This window comes from Mycolicibacterium neworleansense, from assembly GCF_001245615.1.
Classification (GTDB): domain Bacteria; phylum Actinomycetota; class Actinomycetes; order Mycobacteriales; family Mycobacteriaceae; genus Mycobacterium; species Mycobacterium neworleansense.
In genome coordinates this window covers 1,264,700-1,284,589 of the sequence record NZ_CWKH01000001.1, presented here as the reverse complement: position 1 = coordinate 1,284,589, position 19,890 = coordinate 1,264,700, and the positions used below count along the sequence as shown (strand labels likewise).

Genomic DNA, 19,890 nt, shown 5'->3' with positions numbered 1-19,890 from the left:
GGAGGGATGTAGTGCGCGTACGAGGGTTCGGCGAACTCGAAGCCGACATCATGGATCGGATCTGGAATCGCGGCGATGCAGCAGTCACGGTGCGCGAGGTGTTCGACGAACTCGCGGGGGAGCGCCGAATCGCCTACACCACCGTCATGTCGACGATGGACAACCTGCATACGAAGGGCTGGCTGGAACGCGACCGCGACGGGCGAGCCTATCGGTACTGGCCGCGGCTGAACCGCGAGCAACACACCGCTCAATTGATGCGCGAGGCACTCGACGGCGGCGGTCGTTCTGACCTGGTGCTCAGCTACTTCATCGAACAGATCGACCCGCAGGACTCCGATCGACTGCGCGCCGCGCTGCGCACGCTGGCCAGACGCTCCACAAAGGCGAAGAAGCAGTGAGCATCGCCGCGGGCCTGCTGATCTACAGCGTGGTGATGGTGCTGGTGGCGCCCGCGCTGCTCAGTGCTCTCACCCGCGGCGGGTCGGCCCCCAGATTCGGTGTCGCGGCATGGTTGACCGCCATCGTCAGCGTGTTGGCGACCTGGATGGTCATTCCGTTGCTGATCATCGTCGACGTGGTACTTCACGACGGGCGGCGCCGGTCCTTCCTGGCTTCCTGTGTCCAGTTCCTCTGCGACATCGCCGCCGGCCGACGGGGTCTCGCGGCGCAGGCCACGGTGACTGTCCTCGCGGTCGTGTTGACGGTGACGGTGATCGGTGTCGGGATAAAGGCGATACGGACCATTCGTCGGCTGCACGCCCACGCCTACAGCCACGCGCAAGCTGTGCGGCTGGTCGGACGTCCCACCGACAAGCGGGATGTCTTCATCGTCGACGCCGGTAAGCCCACCGCATACTGCGTGGCGGGCGCACCTCCGGCGATCGTGGTCACCACCGGTGCGATTGCCGCGCTGGGTACCGAGGAGTTGCTTGCCGTACTCGCCCATGAGCGGGCGCACCTGGATGGTCATCATCTGAAGATCGTCACGGCGCTGCGCGGGCTGGCCATGGTCTTCCCGAGGATCACGCTGATGACCCGCGGAGCTGTTGAGGTCGGGCGGCTACTGGAGATGTGTGCCGACGATGCCGCTGCGCGCCGGTTCGGGCAGCACACGCTGCTGGGCGGACTGATGGCGCTCGCCGGAGCCACACCGGCCCAGGCACTCGGCGCCGCCGACGTGGCGCTGCTGAGCCGTGCTGAACGGCTTGCGCTGCCACCCGCGGCGTGGGCCCGGGTCAGTGCGCACGCCGGCCTTCTCGGCGCCATCACCGTCATCGCCGTCGCGCCCGTCGCGACGTTCGTGCTGGGAGCCTCTGGCCTGCTCTGCTGGTGATGTCAGTGTTCGCGGTCGAACACGACGAGCGTGTCCGCCAAGTTGCCGTCGACGAAATACGCCCGGCACGTGAAGGGGTCGTGGATCACGCTGCCGACCTCGGTCTGCGCCTGGACCATCCCGGACACATTCCACACGGTGATGCGCGCAGGATCGATGCCCTTGAGCGGTTCATTGGTCGTCAACGCGAACATGTCCCGACTGTCTGGGTCCAGGTCGGCGCGCTGCGACTGCACCTGAGACAGCTCGGCCGTGTCGGGGGACGCCAGCTTGGCACGTACATCGGTTTCGCAACGTTCCTGGGCTTTCTGGTCCGCGGACTTCACGAGGCCGAAGCCGTGCGTTTTGACGGCGATCACGGCAACTACGCCCAAAACGAGGGCGCAGGCCAGGAGCCATAGCGGGACTCGTCGGCTGGGCACGGGTCAATACTCGATGATGCGGGTGACATAGGGAGTCATACCGGCGGTGCGGACCGGAGAAATCTTGATCGGAACACCCGTCTGCTGAGCCTCGAGCATCTGACCGCCGCCGAGGTAGAGCGCTTCATGTTGTCCGCCGCCCGGCCCCCAGAACAGGAGGTCGCCCCGCTTGGCCTGCGATGGCGGCAACTGGCGTCCCGCGGTGTACTGGTCGCCTGAATAGCGGGGGAGCAGCACACCGACACCGGCGAACGCGTACCGGGTGAGTCCGGAGCAGTCGAAACCGACGGTGCCTGCACCGGAATCGACTCCTCGAGTCGGTCCGGTCAAGCTTCCGCCGCCCCAGGAATACGGCACTCCGAGTTGAGTGCCGGCCCGCCGGATGACGTATTCGACCGCCTGCCTGCCGTACACACGGTTGCCGCGAAGTGTCGGGGCCGCACCGGCTTCGGCGGGCGCAAGTCCCAGGCTCCCGAGGAACTTCCGGCCCATGTCGAAGGTCGTCTGCGCCGCGAACGCACTGGCCTGCAACGAGGCATTGGCAATGGCGACCGGATCGCCGGGTGCCCCCGCACTGAGCAGGTTGGGCAGCGTGGGATCCCACTGCCCGGCGTTGGGTTCTGCATAGGCGCGTGGCGCTGCAACGCAGACGAGCGAGATGGCCGCCAATACCCCGGTGCGCAAGAGACTTCGGCGATCCCAGCGGGAACGGTCTGCGTGCGGAATGGAAGGCATTGTCACGCATTTCCTTTCCGCCTCGCGCCGGCCGTGACGGTTCAAGAACCGGCTCGACACATGCTACTGAGATACTACGTAGATACGTACTGTACATCACAGTGTTCGCGTCTGCCTCACCCGTCACAAACTGCATTTCTGTAATTCATTGCAGAGATTGCATTTTGGTTACAGGCGCAGCGGCTAACGTCACGCACTACGCGGCTCAGGCTCGATAGCCGTCGAGAAATCCCTTCAACCGAGATGGCTCGTGCGGTCCGATGGCGATCTGCTCGACGACACCGATGCCGGTGCGCTCACCCATCGTGGCTTTGACGACGTTCTGCAGGTGGATCGAGGCGAAGTCGGTGGGCTCGAACTCATCGAGACGGATGGATTCCCGGCCGATCTCGAACTGCCCGTGGTGGGAACCGTGTCCCCAGTACGGATGCCAGTAGCCGATCCCGCGCATGCGGAAGGTGAACAACTTCTCCACCTCGATGTGAATCTCACCCTCTACCGGGTCGGTGAACCACAGGTGCGCCCTCCGGATTTCACGTCGCCCCGGTTCCCACTCGAGGTCATAGCCGAGGTCGTGGCACTCACGCACGCCCGCTCGACTGGACGGGGAAACACCGGCCGGTAAGGGATCGAGGATCTGGGCGGTCTCCAACCACCGACGGCCGTCCTCGTGTTCGTGAAAGGCGTAGTGGGTGAATCTGTCGCCGAAATGCAAAGGCGCCCAGAGCCAGAAAACCTGGAACGGCATCGGCTGACGAACCATCGGCACCTGCTCGCCGACCGGCCGAACTCCCCACGAGCGGTCCCGGGTGCCGGGCACCGAACCGGCGTCGACCTTGATGTCCTCACCGTCGACACTGATGGTCCCTTCCCAGGTACCCCACTGCGTCAGCCGGGTGTGGTCGGTCAGCACGACGCCTTCGGCGGTCCGACGCGTTTGTCGAGGTTCCTCGATCGCCACCGTGGTGGCTCGGAACGTCAGGTCACAGGCGATGTTGTGGTCGTTCGAGTCGACGACGTAGCGGATGGTGCGCAACGGTTCGATGACCTCGATGCGGAACGGCCCGATGGTCGCCGACCGGTCCAGCGGCATGGCCCCGGAAGCGAAGATCGAATGCTCCACACCGTCTTTGACGAGACTGAACGCGGCATCGATGATTCCACGGACGGGGTAATGGCCCATCGCCGCGCCGAAGTAGAACTCCGCGTCGCGCTGATGGCCGTTGAACCAGTACCGGTCGTAGTGATTGGGATCGGCACTGGCCGGTGTCGCGACCGGCTCGGCCGTCGAGTGGATGGGGTAGTCGTCAAAAGGTGTGAGCATGGGTCTTGTTTCTGTTCACCGCGGCCGTTGCCGTCACGCTCCGCCGGGTTCGTTGATCTTCACCAGCATCTTGCCGATATTGGCCCCGTTGAACAGACCGTTGAGGGCATCAATGCTGGATTCCAGTCCCTCGTAGACGGTTTCGCGGTGCACCAACAGGCCTTCCTTTTCCCAACTCTGCAGTGCGGCGAACGCCTCGTCGAAGCGTGCCCACTCTTCGAGAGCGATGAAGCCCTGCATCGTCGAGGCCGTGGCCAGCAGGTTCACGTAATTGGACGGGCCCGGATGATCGCCGTGCAAATAGCTCGAAATGATGCCGCACATCACCACCCGCGCTCTGTGTGCAAGGTTGGCCAGCACGGCATTGAGAACTTCGCCACCGACATTGTCGAAGTAGACGTTGATGCCGCCCGGGCACGCTTCTTTGAGCGCGGCGGTCAGGTCGCCGGCCTTGTAGTCGACGCAGGCGTCGAAGCCGAACTCCTCGACCACGACCCGGCATTTTTCGGGGCCGCCCGCGATCCCGACCACCCGGGCGCCGGCGATCTTGGCGATCTGGCCGGCCACCGACCCGGTGGCGCCCGCGGCTGCCGAGACGACGACGGTCTCGCCGGCTTGCGGATTGCCGACGCCTTTCATCCCGAAGTAAGCCGTCGCGCCCGTCGGGCCGTAGATCGACATCACGGCAAGCGGATCGGTGTAACCGACCACCGGCGTGCTGAACAGGTCATCGCGGATGATCGCGTAGTCCTGCAGTCCGGTCAGGGTGGTGACCATGTCACCTACTTTGTAGGCGTCACAACGTGTTTCGACGACCTCGCCGATCCCTGCCACGCGTACCACCTCGCCCAGCTCGAGGGCCGGAAGATAACCGGGCTCGCCGTCCAGCCACGTGCGCGCCGCGGCGTCGATGCCGATATACGTTGTCCGCAGCAGCGCCTCACCGTCGGCGGGGACGGGCGCGGGTGTGGTCACCATCTGGGTGTCGTCGGGGGAGACCAGACCATCGGGGCGGCGCCGCAACAGGATCTGGCGGTTCTGGCGATGCGCGGCGTCAGTCAATTCGTGTCTCCCGTAGTCATCGGAGTTTTCATATTGATTCTTAGAACTCGCATCGATTAGCGTCAACCCCCGGATCGCTAATGTCCCGCTTGGTAGGAGGATTCCGTGACCTCCAACGACTTAACCCCGCGCCGGGGTCGGCCGCCGCGCATAGACCAAGGCGCCATCGTTGCGGCGGTGCTGGAGATCGGCAGTGAGAACGTCACGATGCGGCGGGTCGCCGAGCGCCTCGGGATCAGCCTTCCCGGGCTGTACCACCATGTGAAGAACCAGGACGATCTGCTGCGCATGGTCGCAGAGAACGCACTGGTGAACTCGCCGCCACCGCGGTACTCCGGCGAGCATTGGGCGACCTGGATGCGCAGCTACGCGTCCTACATCCGGACGGTGCTGGCCTCACAGCCGGCGCTGGTGGAGAAGTTCGTCACCGGCGGGGTGCGCGACGACATGGAGATGGAGTGCAACGGCGACGCGGTAGAGGCGCTGGCCGAGCACGGCCTGGCACCCGATGACGCGATGGCCGTGTGGGCGGCGGTGAGCGCGATGGCGATCGGCAGTGTCACCGAGGCGCATCGCGAACATCTTCACGCCGAGAACGGACAGCCATGGCTGGCCCGGATCTTCAAGCTCATCGCCAAACGGCCCGCGTCCGAATATCCGACGTTGCGAGCGGTCGCGCAGTCCGGCTACGACCCGTTCAGTGAAGGAACATTCCAACACCGAATGACGATGTTGCTCACCGGAATTGCCGTGCAGTACGGACTTCCGCTCGAACCCTCGGACTAGCTGCCAGGCATGCGGCGGACCACGCCGTCGTCGAGCATCTGCTCGAAATGGTCGGTGACGGTCTGCTCGGCCGGCCGATAGGCCAGACCCAGCTCGTTGCGGCTGCGACTGTTGTCGAATCGCAGCGGGTAGCCCACATTGCGGTCCACGAACTCTCGAGTCAGCCCGGCCAGCGGTGCGATGGCCTTCACAAGCACCTTGGGGGCGGTCATCCTCGGGAACGGGTAGAAGGGGCCGAACCGGCGCCGCAGCACCTTGCCGATCTGCAGCAGGCTCAGAGAATCGGCGTTGACGATGTAGCGGCCGTGGGCCTCCGGGGTGAACCCGGCACGCAGGTGGGCATCGGCGACCTCGCGCACGTCCACCACGCCCATGGTCAGCGCCGGAGCCCCGGCCAGCATGCTGCCGTCGGTGAACTGCTTCATCGTGCTCAGACTGGCCGAATCGCTGGCGCTGGTCAGGGCGGGGCCGAGCACCAGGCCCGGATGGATGGTGACCATGTCCCAGCGCTCCTGTGCGTTCTGATAACGCCAGGCCTCCTGCTCGGCCACCGTCTTCGAGTAGGGATAGGGCTGGTGGTCCACGCTGCTCGTGGTGTTCCAGTGCTCGTCGGTGAACACGCCGCCGGGGACGTCGCATGATTCTCGGGCATCGCCGTAGATCGCGACCACACTGCTGGTCAGCACCACACGCTTGACGCTCTCGGTGCGGTTGACCGAATCCAACACGTTGCGGGTGCCCTCGAGCGCCGGGCGGACCAGCGCCTCCTGCGCATCCGTGAAGCCCGAGAGCAGGAACGGCGAGGCGGTGTGCATGACAAGCTCGCACCCGGCCATCGCCTCGTCGAAGCTGCCGGGCTCGAGCAGGTCCGCCTTGAACAGCTTCAGCCGGCCGGGATGGTCAGCCGACAGCTTGTGCAGATGCTCCAACCCGGAGGCCTTCTGCGGGTTGCGCACCGTGCCGTGGACGGTGCGGCCGGCTTCCAGCAGGTACCGGACGATCCAGCTGCCGATGTAGCCGCTGGCGCCGGTCACGAGCACCGGTGCGTCCGGGTCGATCGGGGTCCGCGCTGTGCTCATGGAGGGTTCCTTCCGTTCGGACATCCGGGCTGCGGGCGGTCGCCGGCGCCGTGAGCGCCGCGGTGCCGTTGATCAAGTGTGCCCTTCGGCAATCACGGTGGGGCAACCGTGGCTCATTGTTGCTGGATATGACTGACGGTACGGCCGATGTGGGGCACAGTTGCCAATATGAGTAGCCAGAAAGTGCCCAAACCCAGTGATCTCAGGTCGGCCGCTCAGTCTGCGGTCGAAACTGCCCAGTCCGCCGTGGGAGCCGCGCAGGCGGTTGCCAGCGGCGCGATGCGAATTCCGCCCGCGTCGGCTCAACTCGTCGCCCAGCTGCCCGATCTGCTCGAGAACCTCGCCGTCGCGACCGAACGCCTCAACACCACGATCGACCGGACCGAGCGGTATATGGCCACGGCCGATCCGATGTTTCGTACGTTGGACCGCCTGTTGCCACAACTCGAGGCGTTGATCAACACGGGCAACGATGTGTTCCGGATGTTGACGAATATCCCGGGTATCTCCGCCTTGGGCCGCATCGCCGGACGCGGTCAAGATGACCGGCGCTGACTGGGATTGCCGCCCTACACGATGCCGAGGACGGCAGCGGTGAAGTGCCACAGCGTCTGGGTGGCCTCATCGGCGTTCGGCGTCGGAGTGACACGGAGTTGCTGAGCGATGCCGTGGCGTAGACCCCCGATGACGTAAGCGCCGGCGCTGCCGGGGTCCAGATCGGGCGGGAGTTCACCCAGACGCTGGCCGTGGCGGACGTTGGCGGCCGCGTTGTCGATCAGGTCGCGGATGTAGGCGGCTTCGAGTTCGGTCAACTGTGGGTCACTGGCGGTGCGGTTCAGCAGAATTGGCGCCAATGGGTCGGCGAGGTGGTAGGCCACGAAGCGGTGGGTGCGGTCACGTTCGCGGGTGGCCCAGTCGCCGGCGGGTAGATGGGCATCGGCGATAGCGTGGCGCAGCCCGTCGTAGAAGCCGTCGTAGATCGCGGTTAGAAGTCCGCTCTTGGACCCGAAGTGGTGGTAAAGGGCACCGGTGCTGAGCCCGGCGCGGCGGGTCAGTCCGCTGAGTTCGAAGACACCGTTTCCTTGGACGAGTTCGTCGCGGGCGGCGTCGAGCAACTGTTGACGTCCGATCGGGGCCCGTGCCATAGTGCGAACCATAACAGAAGTCAGTTATGTTTCGGGCAGGGGCGAGTATGAGCACCGAAGTGACATCGTTGACCGAATTGGCCGGTGACCTGGCGGGCACCTATCGGCGCACCCCCAGTAGTGGCGAGCAGGTCGACCCAGCGGTCGCCGAGGCCGATCTGGAGGCCGTGCTGCGCGACGGGTACGTGATCCTGCCCGACCTGCTCGCCGCGGCCGAACTCGACACGATCCGAGCGGATGTCGAGCCGTTACTGGATCGAAAGGGCCGCAACGGATTCGAAGGTCACACCACCCAGCGGGTGTACAGCGTGTTGAACAAGACTCGCAGTTGCGACCGGATCGCTGATCATCCGCGTGTGCTGGCGCTGCTGGATCGGCTGCTGATGCCGAACTATCTGTTGTCGATGTTGCAGGTGATCAACATCCTGCCGGGGGAGCAGGCCCAGTTCCTGCACACCGACGACGGCTTCTACCCGCTGCCCAGGCCGCGAAAGGCGTTGAGTGCGGCCACGATCTGGGCCATCGATGACTTCACCGCCGACAACGGCGCCACCGACATCGTCGCGGGTAGCCACGAGTGGGGCGACCGGCTGCCCGAACCCGCCGAACGTGAACCGGTGGTGATGAGCGCTGGGTCGTGCGTGTTCTTCCTCGGTACCCTGTGGCACGGCGGCGGCGCCAACCGAACCACGAACGCCCGCTTGGCCGTAACGGCGCAATACTGCGAGCCGTGGCTGCGTCCACAGGAGGCGTTCACCTTGTCGATGACCCGGGATACAGTGCGCGCAGTCTCCGAGGACATTCGGCGGATGCTCGGCTACAGCATCCATCCGCCGTTCATCGGGCAGGTCGACGGTATGCACCCCAAGCGATTGCTCGAACCGGGCGCCCAACCGGTGTGATTTCCCCGAGGCCACCGTCGACGGGCCGTGACACACTGAGTTCCCATAGCGCTGTCATCAGTGCTTCCAGATGTACGCGGCGAACCTGGACTTCTCGACGGGATCGATCGACGAGATCGTCACCAGAACCGCCGGCTCCCTGCTGACCTGGCGGATCGATCACCCCGCGAGGTACGCCTTCCTCGGCACCGGCCCGACCGATTATGGCAACCCGGAGTTGGACGCGGTGCGCAGCCTCAGTCGCCGCTTCGAGACGCTCATTACATGCTCGACGGCGCGGCTCGGCGTAGGGCCTGTGCGTTGACCGCGACCACAGTTGCCAAAGTGATCGACAGCGTGTCTGGTCCCGCCGGTCCGCGGTGACTTGTCGATTGCGACCAGGGCAGATTCGCGGTTGATGTCCGGCGCCGCGCCTTGACAGCTATATGGGACAGGGTGTCTCATACCGATAACGTATGGGACTCGCTGTCCCGATAAATGGGCCGGTGCTCAATCGCCGAGGAGAAGCGACGTCATGGCATTAACGAAGGCGGTCCGTCGGTGGCGCGGGAGGATGGACGTCAGCGACGACGCGGATTACTGCACCAGGCTGGCAACCCTCTCGGACGGATCGGTGCGGCGCAACTTCAATCCGTACCTGGACATTCCGTGGGATTCGCCGGAGTTCAAGGTGACCGAGAACGACCCGCGCTGGGTGCTGGCGGCGGATAGTGACCCCATCGGAATGAGTCCGTGGTACCAATCGCAGCCGCTGGAGAAGCAGATCGCGATCGGCATGTGGCGTCAGGCCAATGTCGCCAAGGCCGGCCTGCAGTTCGAGAACATGCTGATCCGGGGAATCCTGAACTACACGTTCTGGGTGCCCAACGGCAGCCCCGAATACCGGTACTGCCTGCACGAGGCGGTCGAGGAGTGCAACCACACCCTGATGTTCCAGGAGATGGTGAATCACGCGGGCGTGGATGTACCGGGTCTGGTGCGGTGGCTCCGTTGGATGCACTGGTTGCCGCCGCTGTTCGCGAGCCCGATGCCGGCGTTCTTCTTCATGATGGTGCTGTGCGGCGAGGAGCCGATCGACCACATGCAGAAATCCATTCTGCGCGAGGGCAAACCAATACACCCCGTCATGGAACGCGTGATGGCGATCCATGTCGCCGAGGAAGCCCGACACATCTCGTTCGCCCATGAATTCCTGCGCCGGCGCATCCCGGAGATGCGGCGGCTCAACCGGTTCGGGCTGTCGATCATCTACCCGCTCAGCTTCCGTCTGGCCGCATCGCTGATCGCCAAACCTCCGCGCACCTTCTGGCGCGAGTTCGACATCCCGCGATCAGTGAAGAAGGAAATCTACTGGCGGGCACCGGAATCCAGGGCGATGCTCAGGGAGATCTACGGCGATGTGCGGATGCTTGCCGTAGATACGGGACTGATGAACCCGATCGCCAAGGTCCTCTGGCGGGTCCTGCGAATCGACGGTCCGGCATCGCGCTACCGGAGCGAACCGGCGCGCCAAGCGGTTCCTGCGGCCTGAGCATCCTGCCTGGGCTATTCCGTGACGAAGTCGCCGGGCGGCTACAGCAGTGTTGACCAGTAGTCCCAGAACCGCACCAAGACCGACAGCGCCATAGCCGTGAACCAGAGCGCCACGATCGACCAGCGCCACCCGTAGATCGCCCGGACCGGCGCGTTGTGGCGTAGCGGTTGCAGCGCGATCGAACACACCACCACCAGCAGCGGGATTGTCACCGACCAGACCACCATGCAGTAGGGGCAAAGTGCTCCGACGCGGTACAGGCTCTGAAAGATCAACCAGTGCACGAACATTGCCCCCAAGACCGTCCCTGCGGCCAGACCCGCCCAGTACCAGCGGGGCAACCGAACTCCTCCGACGGCGAGCACACCCGTGACGACGGTAACGGTGAATGCGACCACGCCGATCAGCGAGTTGGCGAATCCGAGCACTGATGCCTGCCAAGTGACCATCACAGAGCCACAAGAGAACACCGGGTTGATGCTGCACGAGGGCGTGTAGGACGGGTCGATCAGCAGCTCGATCCTTTCGACGGTCAACGCCATCGCTGCCGCGAGGCCCAGAATCCCGGCGATCAGCACCCAGAACGCGCTGGTCTTGCTGATAGGCACGTCCGGGAACTTGTCGGTCTGAGCCGATCCACCCGTAGCTGCTTCCGTGTGCATACAACTCCTTCTGAAGCCCGTTCATGCAGGAGGCAGAACCTACCGGCGGCAGAGTGCCATGGCTATGGTCGAAAGTCCTCAGTCGACATTCAGCCGTCGGGTATTCGGGTAACTCCAGGCGTTCCAGACTGGTTGTCGAGGAGAAGCCCACATCGACACGCGATAGGAAACAATAAGGGGGAGAATCACTTTGACACCTCGTTAGAAGTTCAAAAGCCCCGAGAGCTCGGCGTACTGCCGCACACTGCCGAAGTTCTGCCAGGAGGGCCAAAAGCCCCTAGACGCAGAACAACTCACACGCTGACACTGGAGTTGTGGCGAACGAACGTGACGCTGTTCGGTCGGATTGGTTATCTACCCGGAATATTCTGGTGCTGGGTCTAATAGGAGTTGTCACTGTTGCTCTGGCGATTACGGTCCCGGCCTGGGTGCGTGAACGGGGGGACCTGCGATCCGTTCAGGGTGTGTCAATAGACGCCGCGATACGCGAGTGGTGGATCGCCAGTCGCACGGACTTCATCACCTTTCAGAGCGCCCTGGATGATTCGCAGGAAGCGTTACAGCAGGCGGACGTTGCGGCGCTGGAGGCAGCGTGCGAGCGGATGCATGACGTGGCTGCCGTAGACGTTGCTGCCCAGCTTCCCACACCTGATGTGAGGCTGACCGCCGAACTGACCGCCGCTGCGGACGACGCACATGACGCAGCGCATATCTGTCTGTCGACAATTGGCGGCGCCATTGTCAGCTATCGGGCCGAGTTCGATACCGACATGGAGCAGGCTCACAAGCACACGGCTGCCGCGAGGGAGATCATCGACCGATTCGTCAATGAAACCCGCTATGCCTAGCTGCCACCGCCTCAGGACCGTCCACAGCGATAGGGCCGAAAGGCTCTACCAGAACGACGTTCGCCTGCCTACGCTCGGTGTCGCTGCGACTTCGCCGTGTCGGGTGCGGTGCTTTCGCACCGTGGTCGCAGCCGCCCCGCTGGATTCCCAGCGGGGCGTTCCCATGGCGAGACTGCGGCCCCCGCTGAGCCGTCGTCGGCAACGAAAAGGCTGAATGTGTTTGTGCTGTCCACCATCCTGTGCCCCTAAGTTGAGCTGTGGATCGTTGAGTAGCCCCTGCCTTGATGATAGGTCGGGAAGAATGGTGTTCAGCAGGGCCAAAAGTCCTATCTCGGTGGACCAATGTTTCCCTGCCGTAGGGGATTCCGTCGTCAGATCGTCGGTTGCTCGAGGGAGTAGAGACATTCGGTAGCCAGCACGTACCGCCCGTCGTCGAGCTTGATGATGGTCACGAATGGATCTGCGACGTCGAACCGCACGATTCTCCCGGCGAACGTGGCGCTGGGGTTTCCCAAGAAGCGCACGATGACGCGGCGGTCTTTGAACCTGCCCTGCACCGGGAAGCGCTGCAGGATGGTTCTCCTCGGATCGCGGGCTGTCACCCAACTAGTATCCGTCAACTCAGCCAGACGCCCCAAATGCTGTCCTTCGCGTCGCGCGGGGACCGAGATGACGCGGCACTTGACCATTCGACCCCGGCGGGCCGCCACTCAGTGAGTCCGAGGTCCATCACTCGTTTGCCAGGCATCAACCTCCGTCTGGGGGATTGCCCGGATGTGGTTCCACTGCAACCGAACCTGGGTGCCGGATGGCGCAGACTCAACCACCGCACGGTCTGCAAGTGCACGCATCAATGAGATCCCACGACCACGGGTAGGGTCCTGTTCCGTCGCGGGGTCTCTTATACGCCAACGACCTTCGTCGGCGATCGTGACGGTGAGAGTCTCCGGCTGGTTATAGTCGGCCCGCAGATGCATCACGCCATGTTGCGCGTTGGTGATGTATGCGAACTCGGCGGCGTTGGCCAAGGCTTCGTGTACCGCGAGCACGATATCGCTGGCCTTCTGCGGAGCCAATGCGAAGTTTCTGCATAGCCAGTCCGAGAACTCGAAGCGCAGTTGTGCGACGTGCGTCAGCGTCGCGGGGATGCCAATCCTGCGAAAGCACCCGGCCCCAACGGCATCCGTGACATCGACCCGTCCATCTATCCCGGTCAATCTACCTGCTCCGCCACGGCGACGAGCGCCTCGGCAAGCGTGGCATACACGTCGATAATGTTGGTGATACCAACGAGGGCCAGCGGGCGCCCGGTGGCCGGCCCGCTGGCCACAACAGCGAACCGAACCGCCGGGGCGAGGGCGTTGTGTGTGGACACGAGCAGCCCCATCCCGGCTGAGGCGAGAAAATCCACCTCGCTGAGATCCACAACCACGGCTTTGGGCGTGTTGGTCGCCGGCCAGGTCATCGCCGCTTCCAGCTGATGAAGTGTCAGAGCGTCGAGAGTTCCCGCAACTGAGATGATGCTGATGTCACCGCGGCGTTCTTCGGTGATCGTGCAGTCGGAGGAGGGCCTGTCGCCGTTGGTTGCCGGGCCTGGCCTACTCGTCATCTCCGGACCTTCCCTGTGTTTCGGTCTGTTGTTCTGTGACGCAACCCTCGGTTGCGCAACCCCTTCTGTGTACGTCGACAGGACCTCCGGCAATAGAGGCGAAGGTCCCACACTCAGTGAGGTCGGGTCGTGGGATTGACAATGCGGCAACATGTTTGACGTCAGCAGGGGTAACGCCGTGGTCGCGCTGCCACGGTGCAGGATGACGGTCGCCTGGGCATGATCGAGCCGCGGACGTAGCGGACCTGCCCTTGATGCACGCCCACGTGAGCAAAGTGGCCCGCCACGCCCGCAGCAATAGCTACGCTAGACGGAATGGGTCCGCCCCTCCTAGGGTCTCTCGACCCTACTTTTGTTCTCGGCAGCGATCGCCCAAGGCAGGGGACGCCCCGCTGCGGAAGTTCAGCGGGGCGGCTGCGGCAGCACGACCGACTGCTAGGGAGGTCGAGGACAACGGATCCTCGGCCCAGTCGTGCCCCCTTGACCAATTGGAACCGCAGCATCGCCAAGATAATTCACGGGCGAGGTACTCATGTAGGGACTTTCGGCCCTAAGCCGACCATCGCCGATGCGATGGACTCCTCGACGAACCAACGGCCCGCCTGCATTCACAGCTGTAGTAGGCGGATCTAGGGTCTTGTGGCCCTTTCGACATGCCACTGGACTAGGCCAAACTGGGCTCTCCCGAGATCGAGAGGCCTGTGTGATGGCTCAATACCGCGCACCGATGTGGGTGTGGTTGCTACTGATAGTGGCGCTGCTCGGCATCTTCGGGCGGTGCACTGATGCTGACCACAACAGCGTTCAAGGCGTGCGAACGCAGGCGACAACAGGGGAGAGGTAATCGCATCTGAGGCCGCATGATCGGTGACATCTGGGTCTATGGCTGACCACTGCGGTTCGAGGAGGCGCTCGACGGCACGATCATCACCGGACACGGTGCATGATGAACGAGGGTGTGGCTGGTCGATCCCAGGACGGAACCCACAAATTCACTTCGGCCGCGACTGCCAACGACGACCAGTTTCGCATCGTGCGCCCAACGCATCAACGCCCACGCCGGCCGGCCAGTTGCTACTTCGCAATTGGCGACAACCTCGGGATACCGTTCGGTCCACTGCCCGATGCGCTCAACCAGCGATTGTTTCTGACGGGCTTGATATTCCAGCCACCATTGGTGATCGGATGCCCGATCCGTGAGGCTACCGGGCAGTTCACCACAGCTGAAGACGGCCGTGAGATCAGCGCCGCGCAGAGCCGCTTCCTCGAAAGCCCACTGGGCTGCGTTCTCGGCGGCGTTGGAACTGTCGATACCGACTACGACCGTCTGCCGCTGTTGCTCTCGGGAATCGTCCTCTGTGCCGCGCACAACGACCACTGGACCGTACCCGTGAGCGCTCACGGATACCGCTACCGACCCGGCATGGACGACGCCCCGGGGATCGGCGCGGCTCGATCCCACAACCGTCAGCAGCGCCTCTCGCGACAACGCAATCAGCGTCGGCAGAGGTCGGCCTGTGATGCATGTGGTCTCAACTGCTGCCTCCGGACATGCCACACCTACCTTCTGCCGAGCCTCGGCCAGAAAGTCAACGGCCCTGGATTCCAGGTACTTCAGTACCCTGTGCTGCGACCAAGGACCTAGTTCGATCTCTGCTTCACCAGGATCGACGATGTGTACCAGCCGCAGCGGGATCCTCCGTCGTTCTGCCTCCCGTGCCGCCCATGCGGCTGCTTCGAGGGCAGACATCGATCCGTCAATGCCGACAAGAACGTTGGCGGTACTCTCAACCGCGCTTGCGATCCAGGGCAATAGATACTCCTTGATATCGATTTGGCTGGCGGACTTAGCGATGACGCCCACGCTGCTCGCCGTTGTCCCCGTTCCCGGCCGGCTCGTCATCCAGATTGGAGTACCCGGCTGGACGAGGTGAAGAGTCCTTGGTCCTCAACGTCGACGACCTGTTCGGTGAACGGGCGTCTCGAATCACAACAACGGACCGCAAAATCGTTACGGGCCTTCGTCCCTGCTGAATTTTGTTGTCTAGCCGTAGTTCTGGGATAGACCCAACCCGGGGGTGCCCAGGGTGGCTAGCGGCCAACTGCGGGGTGTCCGCCGGAGCGCTGTGAATCCTTCACCTGGCATTGAACCGCCGCCGCCTCTCGTCCATACCAATAGGGCCTTTTGGCCCTATCCGCAGATGGGGATACCGCCGGTACCGTTTGTGTACACGAAGCGGGTGTATGTAAACCCCGAAGGGGAGGTTGGACAATGGCTCGGACCAGGATGATCAGGCGTTGGCGCAAGAACATGGACGTCAGCGACGACATGCAGTACGCCGATATGCTCGCGACCCTGTCGGAGGGGTCGGTGCGTCGCAGCTTCAACCCGTACAAGGACATCGAGTGGGACACACCAGCTTTCGCTGTCAAAGCAGACGATCCGCGCTGGATCCTGCCCGAATCGGACCCGATCGGCGCTCATGCGTGGTACCAGGCGCAGCCGGTGGAGCGGCAGATCGAGATCGGCATGTGGCGCCAGGCCAATGTCGCCAAGGTTGGTGAGCAGTTCGAGAACATCCTGATCCGCGGCCTGATGGAGTACTCGTTCTGGGTGCCCAACGGCTCGCCGGAGTACCGGTACTGCCTGCACGAATCCATTGAGGAGTGCAACCACAATCTGATGTTCCAGGAGATGGTGAATCGGATCGGGATGGACGTGCCGGGTATGCCGCGGCTGCTCAAGTGGATGCAGCCGCTGATCCCGTTGACCGCGGGCCCGCTGCCGATCCCGTTCTTCTTCGGTGTGCTCGCCGGCGAGGAGCCCATCGACCACACGCAGAAGAACGTGCTGCGCGAGGGCAAGGCCCTGCATCCGATCATGGAGCGGGTCATGGCGATTCACGTCGCCGAGGAGGCCCGTCACATGTCCTTCGCGCACCAGTACCTGCACAAGCGGGTGCCGAATCTTCGCTTCCACCAGCGCCTGCTGCTGTCGCTGTTCGTGCCGCTGACCATGCGCATCCTGTGCTCGGCGATCATCGTGCCGCCGCGCGCGTTCTGGAAGGAGTTCGACATCCCGCGCTCGGTGCGCAAGGACCTGTTCTTCGGTTCGCCCGAGTCGCGCAAGATCCTGCGGGACATGTTCGGCGATGTCCGCATGCTGTGCCACGACACCGGCCTGATGAACCCGATCGCCAAGCTGATGTGGCGGATCTGCAAGATCGACGGGCCCCCGAGCCGCTACCGCAGCGAACCGCAACGTCAGCATCTGCTTTCCGTCGTCTAGCCGCCGGCAGCGTCGCTGACCCGACAAGAACTGCGGCATCGATAAACCCGTGCATCGAAAGGCTTGGTTGGCTGTGACTGATATCGAACACCTCGACGTGCTGATCATCGGCGCCGGCATCTCCGGCATCGGTGCCGCCTATTACCTGCAGCGTGAACATCCGGGCCGCAGCTACGCGATCCTGGAGGCCCGTGGCGCCACCGGCGGCACGTGGGACCTGTTCCGCTACCCGGGCATCCGGTCGGATTCGGACCTGCACACCTTCGGCTACGAGTTCAAGCCGTGGCGCGACGAGCATGCCATCGCCACCGCCGACAAGATCCTGGCCTACCTGCGTGAGACCGTCGCCGAGAACGGCATCGACGGCCACATCCGGTTCCACCACAAGGTGTTGGGCGCGGCCTGGGATTCGGTGCAGGCGAGCTGGACGGTGGACATCGAGCGGACCGACGGTGAGGGCGCGGATCCCGAATTCGTGCAGATCTCGGCGAGCTGGTTGTTCTGCGGGGGCGGCTACTACCGCTACGACCAGGGTTACACCCCGCGCTTCGAAGGCCAGGAGCGGTTCACCGGACGCATCGTGCACCCCCAGCACTGGCCCGAGGATCTCGACTACACCGACAAGAAGGTCGTCGTGATCGGCAGCGGTGCCACCGCGGTCACGCTGGTCCCGGCGATGGCGGGGACCGCGGCCCACGTCACCATGTTGCAGCGCTCACCGACCTACGTGATGCCGGTGCCGGCCAAGGACAAGTTCGCCAACACCGCCAAGCGGCTGCTGGGCGACAAGCGTGGCTACGCGCTGACCCGGCGTAAGAACATCCTCAAACAGCGTGGGGTCTACACGTTCTGCCAGAAGTACCCGACGGCGGCCCGGGCTGTGATCCGCTGGATCAACGCCGCCAAGCTGCCCGCGGGGTATCCGGTGGACGAGCATTTCAGCCCCCACTACAACCCGTGGGACCAGCGGTTGTGCGCAGTGCCTGACGGTGACCTGTTCGCCGCGCTCGGTGACGGCGGTGCTTCGGTGGTCACCGACCGCATCGCGACGTTCACCGAGAAGGGCATCCTGCTGGAGTCCGGCCGCGAGCTCGACGCCGACATCATCGTCACCGCAACCGGATTGAACATCCAGCTGCTCGGCGGGATGACCCTTACGGTTGACGGTGATCCGGTCGACATATCGAAGACCGTGGCCTACAAGGGCATGATGTTGTCCGGCGTTCCCAACTTCGTGCTCGCGTTCGGCTACACCAACTCGTCGTGGACGCTCAAGATCGACCTGTTGTGCGAGCACTTCTGCCGGCTGCTGAGCCACATGGACGGTCACGGCTATGACATGGTGTGGCCGGTCGCTGATCCGGAGATGGAAACTCTTCCGTTGCTGGACTTCTCGGCAGGGTACGTGCAGCGAGCTCTGGGTCAGATGCCTCGCCGCGGCGTCACGGGCCCGTGGGTGATGTCGATGAACTACTTCCATGACGTGGCGATGCTACGAAACGGGCCCGTGGTCGACCCGAATCTCGCGTTCGAGAAGGTTGCGACGAAAACCCGATCTGTTCGGTGAAAGGTTTTTCGGACCTGATGACGGTTTCGCGGTCAGCGGCACATCGAGGTAGTCCCCAGCTGCTCGGACACACACTCGTTGTGGTCGCCGTCGCCGCCGCGCTGTTGGCCGCTTGCGGCAGCGCAGAGGAGAACAAGCGAGCGACTTCGGCGGCCGCCCAAGGAGCCACAGGAACACCGACGCCGCAGCCTGCGGCAGCACACTGCGCAATTGTGAGGGCTGACCGGTGGATCGATGTTTCCCTGGCCGCCGGGCAACCGACGATGCGGATTCCGCAGCCACCCAATTGGGAATCAGAACCGGACTTCATCAAGCCGCCGATGAAGCTCGTGTTGCGCAACAATGCACTGGCCGATGGAAACGGGGTGCCTGTGATCACTGTTGCCGCCGGTGAGGCAACAGAGCCAGATCAGACGCCTGACGAGATGTTGAACGACAGCATCGCGGGCTTCGAAAATATTGGCGCCCAGAATATTTCGCAGCACCCGGCGACCGTATGCGGATACTCCGCCCGCAGAGTCTCCTACACCGCTGACAGAGTAAGTGCCACGGCAATCGCCGTCGCTGTTCCCATCGAAGGCAAGATGTCCGTCGTCATTGTCGCTGCACAGAGCGTGACACCGCAAAACCGTACATTCCAACTGGACTCGGAGCACATCTTGTCGGGGATCCAGATCAGGCCCTGACAAATGCCCTCACCGGCCGGGGACTTCAGTCCCTAGCGGCAGCAGGTGTGCGGTGGTCGAATCGTTGTACCTGATCGGTAGCCGCGAAAGGAGCATTTGTGGCCCGCCTTCCCGCACCTCACCGTGCTGGTCCGATGAACACCTGCCAGCGGCCGATTGCTGAGTCGGCCTCTCTGGATTGGCGTTCACGGGGCAGCTGCCGCGACGCCGACCCGACGGTGTTCTATGGCCCCGATCGCGAAAGAGCCGCGGCGCGACGACGACGTGTAGCCCAGGCCAAGGCGATCTGCCAAGCATGTCCGGTAAAGCGTGCATGCCTCAGACAATCGCTGAGACTCGCCGAACGGCACGGGGTCTGGGGAGGGCTGACGGCCGATGAACGCGGCGACATACTGATGGCACTGTCGCCGGCCAGCGGGGAGGGAGGCGCTTCGGCGACGTAGCGAAGCCGGGGGAGTTCAAACAGCGTCAGCGCAGCTGGGATCCAACGCCGAAGTCGTGTCCCCACAGGCTGACGGCAGTCGATTCCCGGACAATCCAATCGAGGTCGTCGACCTGCAATCCTTCACAGCCGAACGCGACGATCGGTGAGCTCGGCCGCTGTCCCCTTACGGTAGGGAATGCCCTCGAAGTCGAGGCGGGACCGAACGTCGCGCAAGGCCTCGGCGTTCGCAGTCTCCCAACCGCACGACAACAGGCGGTCAGTCTCACCCGGGATGATGACCAGTCGAGCAGGGAAGTCGTCCATCCGCAGATACAGTGCTCCCGCAGCAGGCCCCGCTCCCTCTACCATGCCGAGCACCTTCAACCCGTACTCGCGCCAAGCCGCCATGTCTGTGGCCTCGATGCGCAGGTACCCCAACGACCGGATTCTCTTCTCCGTGATCTTGTGAGTAGCGGTCAT

23 protein-coding genes and 1 pseudogene are annotated in these 19,890 nt (G+C 63.7%); 12 read left to right on the top strand and 12 right to left on the bottom strand.

All coding sequences use genetic code 11. The features are described from left to right. The first annotated feature begins 11 nt into the window (after positions 1–11). A complete protein-coding gene (locus BN2156_RS06150; RefSeq protein ID WP_090511380.1) occupies positions 12–401 on the top strand; it encodes a BlaI/MecI/CopY family transcriptional regulator in 390 nt (129 codons plus the stop codon). Beyond that, complete coding sequence (locus BN2156_RS06145; RefSeq protein WP_090511377.1) at positions 398–1,336, top strand: M56 family metallopeptidase; 939 nt, start codon at positions 398–400, stop codon at positions 1,334–1,336. The genes BN2156_RS06150 and BN2156_RS06145 overlap by 4 nt, the downstream gene beginning before the upstream one ends. 2 nt (positions 1,337–1,338) lie before the next feature. On the opposite strand, the gene BN2156_RS06140 is transcribed toward BN2156_RS06145, so the two are convergent. From BN2156_RS06140 to BN2156_RS06125, 4 genes are all read right to left on the bottom strand, one after another. Beyond that, entirely contained in the window at positions 1,339–1,695 is a 357-nt protein-coding gene (locus BN2156_RS06140) for a hypothetical protein (RefSeq protein WP_235625218.1), read from the bottom strand. Between the two features lie 66 nt (positions 1,696–1,761). Then, the gene (ripB, locus tag BN2156_RS06135; RefSeq protein WP_090511375.1) at positions 1,762–2,493 is read right to left on the bottom strand and encodes an NlpC/P60 family peptidoglycan endopeptidase RipB; all 732 of its coding nucleotides are present in this window, start codon (positions 2,491–2,493) and stop codon (positions 1,762–1,764) included. Between the two features lie 205 nt (positions 2,494–2,698). Then, positions 2,699–3,817, bottom strand: a complete 1,119-nt coding sequence (locus BN2156_RS06130; protein ID WP_090511374.1) for an Rv3169 family protein — start codon at positions 3,815–3,817, stop codon at positions 2,699–2,701. A gap of 33 nt (positions 3,818–3,850) precedes the next feature. Next, a complete protein-coding gene (locus BN2156_RS06125) occupies positions 3,851–4,879 on the bottom strand; it encodes an NADP-dependent oxidoreductase (protein WP_090511372.1) in 1,029 nt (342 codons plus the stop codon). Positions 4,880–4,984: 105 nt separating this feature from the next. Between BN2156_RS06125 and BN2156_RS06120 the strand changes: the two genes are divergently transcribed. After that, positions 4,985–5,665, top strand: coding sequence for a TetR family transcriptional regulator (locus BN2156_RS06120; protein WP_090511370.1), 681 nt, complete (start codon positions 4,985–4,987; stop codon positions 5,663–5,665). Here the strand turns inward: BN2156_RS06120 and BN2156_RS06115 are convergent. Further along, positions 5,662–6,744: an SDR family oxidoreductase gene (locus BN2156_RS06115; RefSeq protein WP_210436575.1), complete on the bottom strand. Its 1,083-nt coding sequence runs from the start codon at positions 6,742–6,744 to the stop codon at positions 5,662–5,664. The two genes, BN2156_RS06120 and BN2156_RS06115, sit on opposite strands and share 4 nt — an antisense overlap. 168 nt (positions 6,745–6,912) lie before the next feature. On the opposite strand from BN2156_RS06115, the gene BN2156_RS06110 reads away from it, so the two are divergent. Next, complete coding sequence (locus tag BN2156_RS06110) at positions 6,913–7,299, top strand: hypothetical protein (RefSeq protein ID WP_090511364.1); 387 nt, start codon at positions 6,913–6,915, stop codon at positions 7,297–7,299. 14 nt (positions 7,300–7,313) lie between these two features. On the opposite strand, the gene BN2156_RS06105 is transcribed toward BN2156_RS06110, so the two are convergent. Continuing rightward, entirely contained in the window at positions 7,314–7,889 is a 576-nt protein-coding gene (locus BN2156_RS06105) for a TetR/AcrR family transcriptional regulator (protein WP_090511362.1), read from the bottom strand. 47 nt (positions 7,890–7,936) lie between these two features. Here BN2156_RS06105 and BN2156_RS06100 point away from each other — a divergent pair, with 47 nt between their 5' ends. The 3 genes from BN2156_RS06100 to BN2156_RS06090 all read left to right on the top strand — a co-directional run bounded on the left by BN2156_RS06100 (position 7,937) and on the right by BN2156_RS06090 (position 10,322). Continuing rightward, entirely contained in the window at positions 7,937–8,791 is an 855-nt protein-coding gene (locus tag BN2156_RS06100; protein WP_090511359.1) for a phytanoyl-CoA dioxygenase family protein, read from the top strand. 70 nt (positions 8,792–8,861) lie between these two features. Beyond that, entirely contained in the window at positions 8,862–9,095 is a 234-nt protein-coding gene (locus BN2156_RS06095) for a UBA domain-containing protein (protein ID WP_090511357.1), read from the top strand. Positions 9,096–9,305: 210 nt separating this feature from the next. Next, the gene (locus tag BN2156_RS06090) at positions 9,306–10,322 is read left to right on the top strand and encodes an AurF N-oxygenase family protein (protein WP_090511354.1); all 1,017 of its coding nucleotides are present in this window, start codon (positions 9,306–9,308) and stop codon (positions 10,320–10,322) included. 41 nt (positions 10,323–10,363) lie between these two features. Here BN2156_RS06090 and BN2156_RS06085 read toward each other — a convergent pair whose 3' ends face one another. Next, positions 10,364–10,987: a vitamin K epoxide reductase family protein gene (locus BN2156_RS06085; protein ID WP_090511352.1), complete on the bottom strand. Its 624-nt coding sequence runs from the start codon at positions 10,985–10,987 to the stop codon at positions 10,364–10,366. A gap of 314 nt (positions 10,988–11,301) precedes the next feature. Between BN2156_RS06085 and BN2156_RS06080 the strand changes: the two genes are divergently transcribed. Next, complete coding sequence (locus BN2156_RS06080; RefSeq protein WP_131725135.1) at positions 11,302–11,835, top strand: hypothetical protein; 534 nt, start codon at positions 11,302–11,304, stop codon at positions 11,833–11,835. A gap of 371 nt (positions 11,836–12,206) precedes the next feature. On the opposite strand, the gene BN2156_RS06075 is transcribed toward BN2156_RS06080, so the two are convergent. The 4 genes from BN2156_RS06075 to BN2156_RS06060 form a co-directional block, all read right to left on the bottom strand. Then, positions 12,207–12,437, bottom strand: coding sequence for a hypothetical protein (locus BN2156_RS06075; protein WP_131725134.1), 231 nt, complete (start codon positions 12,435–12,437; stop codon positions 12,207–12,209). A gap of 108 nt (positions 12,438–12,545) precedes the next feature. After that, the gene (locus BN2156_RS06070; RefSeq protein WP_264035048.1) at positions 12,546–13,052 is read right to left on the bottom strand and encodes an ATP-binding protein; all 507 of its coding nucleotides are present in this window, start codon (positions 13,050–13,052) and stop codon (positions 12,546–12,548) included. Continuing rightward, positions 13,049–13,444, bottom strand: a complete 396-nt coding sequence (locus BN2156_RS06065; protein WP_090511343.1) for an STAS domain-containing protein — start codon at positions 13,442–13,444, stop codon at positions 13,049–13,051. The genes BN2156_RS06070 and BN2156_RS06065 overlap by 4 nt, the downstream gene beginning before the upstream one ends. Before the next feature lie 880 nt (positions 13,445–14,324). Next, complete coding sequence (locus BN2156_RS06060) at positions 14,325–15,308, bottom strand: universal stress protein (RefSeq protein ID WP_159402818.1); 984 nt, start codon at positions 15,306–15,308, stop codon at positions 14,325–14,327. Positions 15,309–15,716: 408 nt separating this feature from the next. On the opposite strand from BN2156_RS06060, the gene BN2156_RS06055 reads away from it, so the two are divergent. The 4 genes from BN2156_RS06055 to BN2156_RS06040 all read left to right on the top strand — a co-directional run bounded on the left by BN2156_RS06055 (position 15,717) and on the right by BN2156_RS06040 (position 19,429). Beyond that, positions 15,717–16,733, top strand: a complete 1,017-nt coding sequence (locus BN2156_RS06055) for an AurF N-oxygenase family protein (protein WP_090511337.1) — start codon at positions 15,717–15,719, stop codon at positions 16,731–16,733. Between the two features lie 73 nt (positions 16,734–16,806). After that, positions 16,807–18,300, top strand: a complete 1,494-nt coding sequence (locus BN2156_RS06050; RefSeq protein WP_090511334.1) for a flavin-containing monooxygenase — start codon at positions 16,807–16,809, stop codon at positions 18,298–18,300. An 80-nt stretch (positions 18,301–18,380) separates the two neighbouring features. Next, positions 18,381–18,986, top strand: coding sequence for a hypothetical protein (locus BN2156_RS06045; RefSeq protein ID WP_131725133.1), 606 nt, complete (start codon positions 18,381–18,383; stop codon positions 18,984–18,986). Between the two features lie 134 nt (positions 18,987–19,120). Further along, positions 19,121–19,429, top strand: coding sequence for a WhiB family transcriptional regulator (locus tag BN2156_RS06040; protein ID WP_090511329.1), 309 nt, complete (start codon positions 19,121–19,123; stop codon positions 19,427–19,429). A gap of 131 nt (positions 19,430–19,560) precedes the next feature. On the opposite strand, the pseudogene BN2156_RS06035 reads toward BN2156_RS06040, so the two are convergent. Then, positions 19,561–19,890: pseudogene (locus BN2156_RS06035) on the bottom strand (2,3-dihydroxybiphenyl 1,2-dioxygenase); the annotation flags it as partial.